Raw genomic sequence first — 6,393 nt, forward strand, 5'->3', positions numbered from 1 at the left:
CCGCGCGTCGCGTGCCGCCATGCCGGTTGTATTGGTACGGCCGCGCCATTCGCTCCGGCTGCGAAGGTGCGACCGTCCTCCTTTACTTGCCAACGCTCCCCAGCGTGCCCAGCAAACTCGTTACCGGCGCGAGCAGGCCCGTCGAGTTGCCGCCCGATGCCGTCCCCGAGACGCTGCCGATCAACGACGTGACCGGCGCGAGCGGGCTCGAGCCCCCGGACCCCGCTGCACCGCCAACTGCACCGGTGACAGTATTCAGCAAACCGGTGACAGGCGCGAGAGGGTTTGCACTGCCTGCGCCACCTGTTGCGCCGCCGAGCGTGCCCGTGACCGTCGACACGAGATTCGTGACGGGGGCGAGCGGGCCGCTGCCGCCGCCCGCCGCACCGCTCAGCGTGCCGGTGACCGTCGAGACGAGGCCGGTGACCGGCGCGAGGGGGCTGCTGCCGCCCGTTGCGCCGCCGAGTGCGCCGGTGACGGTGGAGACGAGGCCGGTGACCGGTGCGAGGGGGCTGCTGCCGCCGCCCGTTGCCCCCCCGAGCGCGCCGGTGAGCGAGCCGAGCGGCGTCGAGCCAAGGCCCGAGAGCAGGCCGCCGAGCGGATTCGTGGCGCCGGAACCCGACGGCGGGCCGTTCTGCACGGTTGCCGTCGATCCGCCGACGAGGCTCGTGATCAGGCCGGGGATCGGCGCCGCGCCGTTCGGGCCGTTCGGATTGACGAGGCCGCCTGCATTGGTCACGGTGTTGCCGACCGAGGTCACGAGCTGGCCGACGTCGCCGACGAGCGGCTGGCTCGACGTGCCGCCGACCTGCTTGCCGGCCGAACTGATCGCCCCGCCGACCTGGCCGAGCAGGCCGGAGACAGGTTGTCCGAGCCCGGTCGTCGTGCCGACCTGTTGCGTGACCTGTCCGGCGGTGATCACGAGCGGCGTGATCGCCGAGCTGAGCGGTTGCGTGACCTGCTGCACCGCGCCCGACGACAGCGTCGAGCCGATCGTCGTGCCGGCGGCCGTCAGGCCGTTGGCGACCGTGTCGAGCACGGTGCCGACCGGCGTCGTGACCGGTGCCAGCGGCGCGAGCGGGCCCGTGCCGAGCGCCTTGACCGTCGAGCTCAGGCCGGACACCGTGTTGCTCGTCGCGCCGACCACGTTGCCGAGCCCGGCCACCGTCGTGCCGACCGGATTCTGAGTCGAACCGATCTGCCCCAGCCCGTTGCTCACGGCGTTGGCGGCCGCGCCGACGATGGTGCCGGTGCTGGAGAGCGTACTGCCGACGCCCTTCGTCACCCCGTCGCCGAGGCCCGGCACGCTGATATTGCCGACCGTGCTGCCGAGGTCGGTGGCCGTCTGGCCGACCGTGCTGACCACACCCTGGGTGCCCGTGGACGTGCCGCTGGTGCCGCTCGTGCTCGGCGTGCCGCTCGTGCTGCTGGGGGTGTTGTTGCTGCTGGTCGGCGACGCGCTGACGCCGCCGCCGCCGCAGGCAGCCAGCAGGCAGGCTGCGGCGAGGGCGGTGAGGGGCGCGCGCCACTGGCGCACGGCGGCCGTCGTGAGGGCTCGTTGCTGGGACATGATTGACTCCTCGCTGTCTTGTCGATTGATGGATATAGGTTTACTTGCCGTGCGTGCCGCCAAGCAGGCCGCCGATCAGCGACGTGACGGGCGCGAGCGGATTCGACGCCGAGCCCGCGTTCGTGACGGCGCCGGTGCCGCCGGTCAGTGCCGGTGCGCCGACCGCGCTGGTCACCGTGGACACCGCGTTCGTCACCGGGGCGAGCGGGCTGTTGCCGCCGGTGCCGCCGAGTGCGCCCGTGACCGAGCCGAGGAGACCCGTGACCGGCGCGAGCGGGCCGCCGCTCGTGCCGCCCGTTGCGCCGCCGAGCGCGCCCGTCACCGTCGAGACGAGGCCGGTGACCGGTGCGAGGGGGCTGCCGCTGCCGCCCGTTACGCCGCCGAGCGCACCCGTGACCGTCGAGACGAGGCCGGTGACCGGCGCGAGGGGGCTGCCGCTGCCGCCCGTTGCGCCGCCGAGTGCGCCCGTGACCGTCGAGACGAGGCCGGTGACCGGCGCGAGGGGGCTGCCGCTGCCGCCCGTTACGCCGCCCAGTGCACCCGTGACCGTCGAGACGAGGCCGGTGACCGGTGCGAGGGGGCTGCCGCTGCCGCCCGTTGCGCCACCCAGTGCACCCGTGACCGTCGAGACGAGGCCGGTGACCGGAGCGAGCGGGCTGCTGCTGCCACCCGTTGCGCCGCTGAGTGCGCCGGTGACTGTGGAAACCAGGCCGGTGACCGGCGCGAGCGGGCCGCTGCCGCCGCCCGTTGCGCCGCCGAGTGCGCCGGTGACGGTGGAGACGAGGCCGGTGACCGGCGCGAGGGGGCTGCTGCTGCCGCCCGTCGCGCTACCGAGTGCGCCGGTGACGGTGGAGACGAGGCCCGTGAGCGGCGCGAGCGGGTTGGTCACGCCGCCGGTGCCGCCCGTGAGCAACCCGCCGACGGTCTTCACCGTGTTGCCCGTGGCCGAAACGGTGTTGCCGAGGCCCGTCGTGACAGGGTTGCCGCCTGCCGATGCGAGCAGGGCGCCGGCCTGGTTCAGGCCGGCGCCGACCGTGCCGAGCAGCGTGTTGACGGGAGCGCCGAGGCCGGTTGCCGTGCCGACCGTCTGGGTCGTCTGGCCGACCATCGTCGTGATGGGCGTGATGACCGAGCTGACCGTCTGCGTGACTTGCTGGATCGGGCCGGTCGACAGCACGTTGGTAAGAGTGGTGCCGCCGTTCGAGACAGCACCGCCGAGCGTCGACACGAGGCCGCCCACAGCCCCCGTGACCGGCGCGAGCGGCGCCAGCGGGCCGCTGCCGAGGCTCGAGACCAGGTTGCCCGTCTGCGTGACCGCGCCGCCGAGCTGATTGACCACGCCGCCCGTGCTGGCAACCGTGGTGCCGATCGGATCCTTGGTTGCGCCGAGCTGGCCGAGGCCGTTGCCCAGCCCGTTGCCGAGTGCGGTCACGGCGCCGCCGACGCTTTGCACGATGCCGCCTGCAGCTTGCGTGGTGGCCGGGTTGACGCCCGGCAGCGACTGGCTGCCGATGACGGAGCCGAGGCCGGAGACGGTCCCGCCCACCCCCGTGACGATATTGCTGCTGCTTGCGAGGACAGTTCCCACCGGGTTCGACGACACACCCGAGGTGCCGGAGGTGCCGCTCGTGCCCGACGTTCCGCTGGTGCCGGAGGTGCCCGACGTGCCGCTGCTACCGGAAGTACCGCTGGTGCCCGACGTCCCGCTGGTACCGGAGCTGCCGCTCGTACCCGAGGTGCCGCTGGTGCCGGAGCTGCCGCCGCCCGAGGTGGAGATCGAATCGCCGGCGCCCGAGCTCGAGCCGCCGCCGAGGCCCTGGCTGATGGAACCGGAACCACCGCACGCGGAGAGGGAAAGCATGGCTGCGACGGTGGCCGCGATCAGAGTCGTCCGGAACATGCCATGGGGGATAACCTTAATGTCCATTTTGTCCTCGCATTAAAAATGTGTTGTGAGCTGCGTTGTCGAGTGCTGCGAGGACTACTCTGCAACTGTCGTGCCATTTCGATGCCAGATGGTTCGACGGCAGACTTTAAACGGGGCAATTCCTTGTCGGAAAAGGAAGTTACGGAAATTGAAAGATTGTTGAATCTGTTTAAGGACGGACAAATGAGAACGGTTTCGAGCGTTTCGTAACGTAACGTCACAACATTGGCGTTACGCTTGCGTCGTAACGTGGGGATCACGCAGGCTTGGTGGACGAGGCAATGGTTTTACTGGTGGAATAGGTGTGCACATCTAACCTATCGTAAATCCTATGTGTAAGTCGTACCGAAACGCCGTACAAATACGTTGTGCTCCTGAATTTTTTTTCGACCGACGCCGTTAAAAGAGGTTGGAAGTTAAATAGGATCGGATATAGAATCCGGAGCAGATGTAAGCAAATGTACGGTTCGGTACACAACGTTCGAGGAGGGTTGCTATCGCGAATGTTAACTTGCATCAGATTGTGAGCCATGCCCCGCGGGGCAACCTATAAAGAAAGTGCACCCAGTTGTCGTTACAGCAGATGTAGCGAACGGCGTGGGGCAACCGGCCAGATATGCGGGGACGTATACGTATAAAAGGCCAAAGAACGTAAATACAGGCACGAGGAATAAAATGAAAGCAATCATCAAGCGTTTCCTTAAGGAAGAAAACGGGGTTACCGCAGTCGAGTACGGTCTGATCGCCGGACTGGTAGCCGTTGCTCTCGTCACTGCCGTCGGCACGTTGACGGGTGGCATCTCGGGAGCGTTCACCTACATCGCGAACCAGATGCCGAAGGCATAACGAGCGGGCTTTTTGCTCATTCCCTGCTGTTGGGCGCGCGGATTGCCACGGCAATCCGCGTGGGTAAGTTTTGCCGCTCGGGGCGTAAATGATCCTGCTAATTGGTGTCGGGGTTTTCCTCGCGTGGGCGGTGCTTGTCGCTCTCGAGGACATCCGTCATAGGCGTATACCGAATTCACTGGTGATTGGTGGACTGGTATCTGCATTTGCGGTCTCCGGACATAATCCATTCGGTATATCCGTGAATCAGGCGCTCATTGGCGCACTGATCGGCTTGGTCAGCCTTTTCCCGTTTTTTGCGCTGCGCGTAATGGGCGCCGCCGACGTCAAGGTGTTCGCGGTGCTTGGTGCGTGGTGCGGCGCGCATGCGCTGTTCTGGCTCTGGATCATTGCGAGCCTGCTCGCGTTCGCCCATGCCGGCACCCTGGTATTCGCCACCCAGACGCCGGTATCCGCGTTATGGCGTCGGCGCTCGCCGACGATGGAGATCGCCGGATTCCGGGCGTCGCCCTATGCCGCGTTTCTCGTGATTCCGGCGGTGCTGTGGTGCGTGTACCGGATCGCGACCGGAGGGGCGCAATGACGGGCGGGCGCCTTGCATCGGGGATGCGCCGTCGCGAGCGTGGCGCGACAGCAGTCGAATTCGCGTTGATGCTGCCGAGTTTCTTCCTGATCCTTTACGCAATCATCACGTACGGAATGATCTTCGCCGCGCAGCAAAACCTGACGCTCGCGGCGACAGAAGGCGCGCGCGCCGCGCTGAACTACCAGCAGGTCGGGGCGGCAGCGTCGGTCCAGGCGGCGCAGCAAGCGGCGCTCGCGGCGCGGGCCCAGGCCGCCTGCACGGCCGCAACGAACCTGACCACGTGGCTGAAGGGCGCGACGTGCGCTCAGACGCAGCAAGGCAGCTGTTCGTACGACTCGACGATGCTGTGCGTGCAGATCACGCTGACCTATCCGTACTCGCAGAATCCGCTGGTCCCGTCGTTCCCGTTGATCGGTTCACTGTTGCCGGTGCCGTCGACACTCACCGGAACGGCGATGGTGCAGATCAGCCCGGTCAACATCATTTAGACGACAGCGATGGTGCCGTGCGTGGTCGAGGGCGGCCGGCCGGCAGCGCCGCGCGGAGAATTCAATCGTGAGCAGCGGGGAAACATAACAACACCATGGCCAACAACCTGACAAAGATCACTGCGGGCTTGCTGATCGCGATCGCGATCCTGCTTGGCGCCTACGCGTGGATGCTCGGACGCAAGCCCGCCGACGTCGCGCCGGTCACGGCGACGGTTACGACGCAGAGCGTGCCGATCGTCGTGGCGACGCGGCCGTTGCCGGCTGGCCAACCGATTCCGGCCGACGCGCTGAAGGTTCAACAGACGATCGCCGCGCCGCAAGGCGCGTTCGCCGATCCGCTGCAACTCGTCGGCCGCATTCCGGCCGCCGACATCCCGGCCCAGGCGGCCGTCGTCGCGAGCGCACTGACGTCCGGCCTGGCCGAACAGATCGCGCCGGGAGAACGCGCAGTCGCGATCAAGGTCGACGAAACCAACGCAGTCGGCAACCGCGTGAGGCCCGGCAACTTTGTCGACGTGTTCCTGAACCTGAAGCGCGACGGGGCGGGGGCTGCGGTCGGCGGAACGTCGATGGCGGAGATCGCGAATACCCAGGCGCGCCTGCTGATGTCGAAGGTCCGCGTGCTCTCGTTCGGCGACGCGACGACCGAGCGCGACAGCTCGAACGGCTCCGTGGTCGGCATGCGGACCGCGGTGCTCGCGGTGCCGACCGCCCAGGTCGATGCGCTGACGCTCGCCGAGCAGAGCGGCCGGCTCGTGCTCGCGCTGCGCAACCCGCGCGACGACGACGTGGCGGCGCAGACCGTCGCGGTCCGGGTAAGCGACGACAAGAGCCCGTCGGCGCTTGCCGCCGCCGGCGTGGTGCTGGGCGAGTTGTCGAAGAGTGCGGCAGCGCCCGCTCCGCGTGCGGCAGCGCCGCGGGTGGTTGCACGGCATGCCGGAGGCGGGGGCGGCGGCATCGAAGTGATTCGGGG

6 protein-coding genes are annotated in these 6,393 nt (G+C 67.9%); 4 read left to right on the forward strand and 2 right to left on the reverse strand.

Annotated elements, in window-relative coordinates; translation table 11 throughout:
- Positions 1–82: 82 nt before the first annotated feature.
- Positions 83–1,570: a collagen-like triple helix repeat-containing protein gene (locus GQ56_RS0130290; protein WP_031402221.1), complete on the reverse strand. Its 1,488-nt coding sequence runs from the start codon at positions 1,568–1,570 to the stop codon at positions 83–85.
- A 40-nt stretch (positions 1,571–1,610) separates the two neighbouring features.
- Positions 1,611–3,497, reverse strand: a complete 1,887-nt coding sequence (locus GQ56_RS0130295; protein WP_031402222.1) for a collagen-like triple helix repeat-containing protein — start codon at positions 3,495–3,497, stop codon at positions 1,611–1,613.
- A 675-nt stretch (positions 3,498–4,172) separates the two neighbouring features.
- Between GQ56_RS0130295 and GQ56_RS0130300 the strand changes: the two genes are divergently transcribed.
- The 4 genes from GQ56_RS0130300 to cpaB form a co-directional block, all read left to right on the forward strand.
- The gene (locus GQ56_RS0130300; protein WP_031402223.1) at positions 4,173–4,343 is read left to right on the forward strand and encodes a Flp family type IVb pilin; all 171 of its coding nucleotides are present in this window, start codon (positions 4,173–4,175) and stop codon (positions 4,341–4,343) included.
- A gap of 88 nt (positions 4,344–4,431) precedes the next feature.
- Positions 4,432–4,926, forward strand: a complete 495-nt coding sequence (locus GQ56_RS0130305; protein ID WP_031402224.1) for an A24 family peptidase — start codon at positions 4,432–4,434, stop codon at positions 4,924–4,926.
- Positions 4,923–5,417, forward strand: a complete 495-nt coding sequence (locus GQ56_RS0130310; RefSeq protein ID WP_031402225.1) for a TadE/TadG family type IV pilus assembly protein — start codon at positions 4,923–4,925, stop codon at positions 5,415–5,417. The genes GQ56_RS0130305 and GQ56_RS0130310 overlap by 4 nt, the downstream gene beginning before the upstream one ends.
- A 95-nt stretch (positions 5,418–5,512) precedes the next feature.
- Positions 5,513–6,393 (forward strand): Flp pilus assembly protein CpaB (gene cpaB / locus GQ56_RS0130315; protein ID WP_031402226.1); only part of this gene is annotated, 881 nt, incomplete at its 3' end.

The sequence above is a fragment of the Burkholderia paludis genome, assembly GCF_000732615.1.
GTDB classification, from domain to species: domain Bacteria; phylum Pseudomonadota; class Gammaproteobacteria; order Burkholderiales; family Burkholderiaceae; genus Burkholderia; species Burkholderia paludis.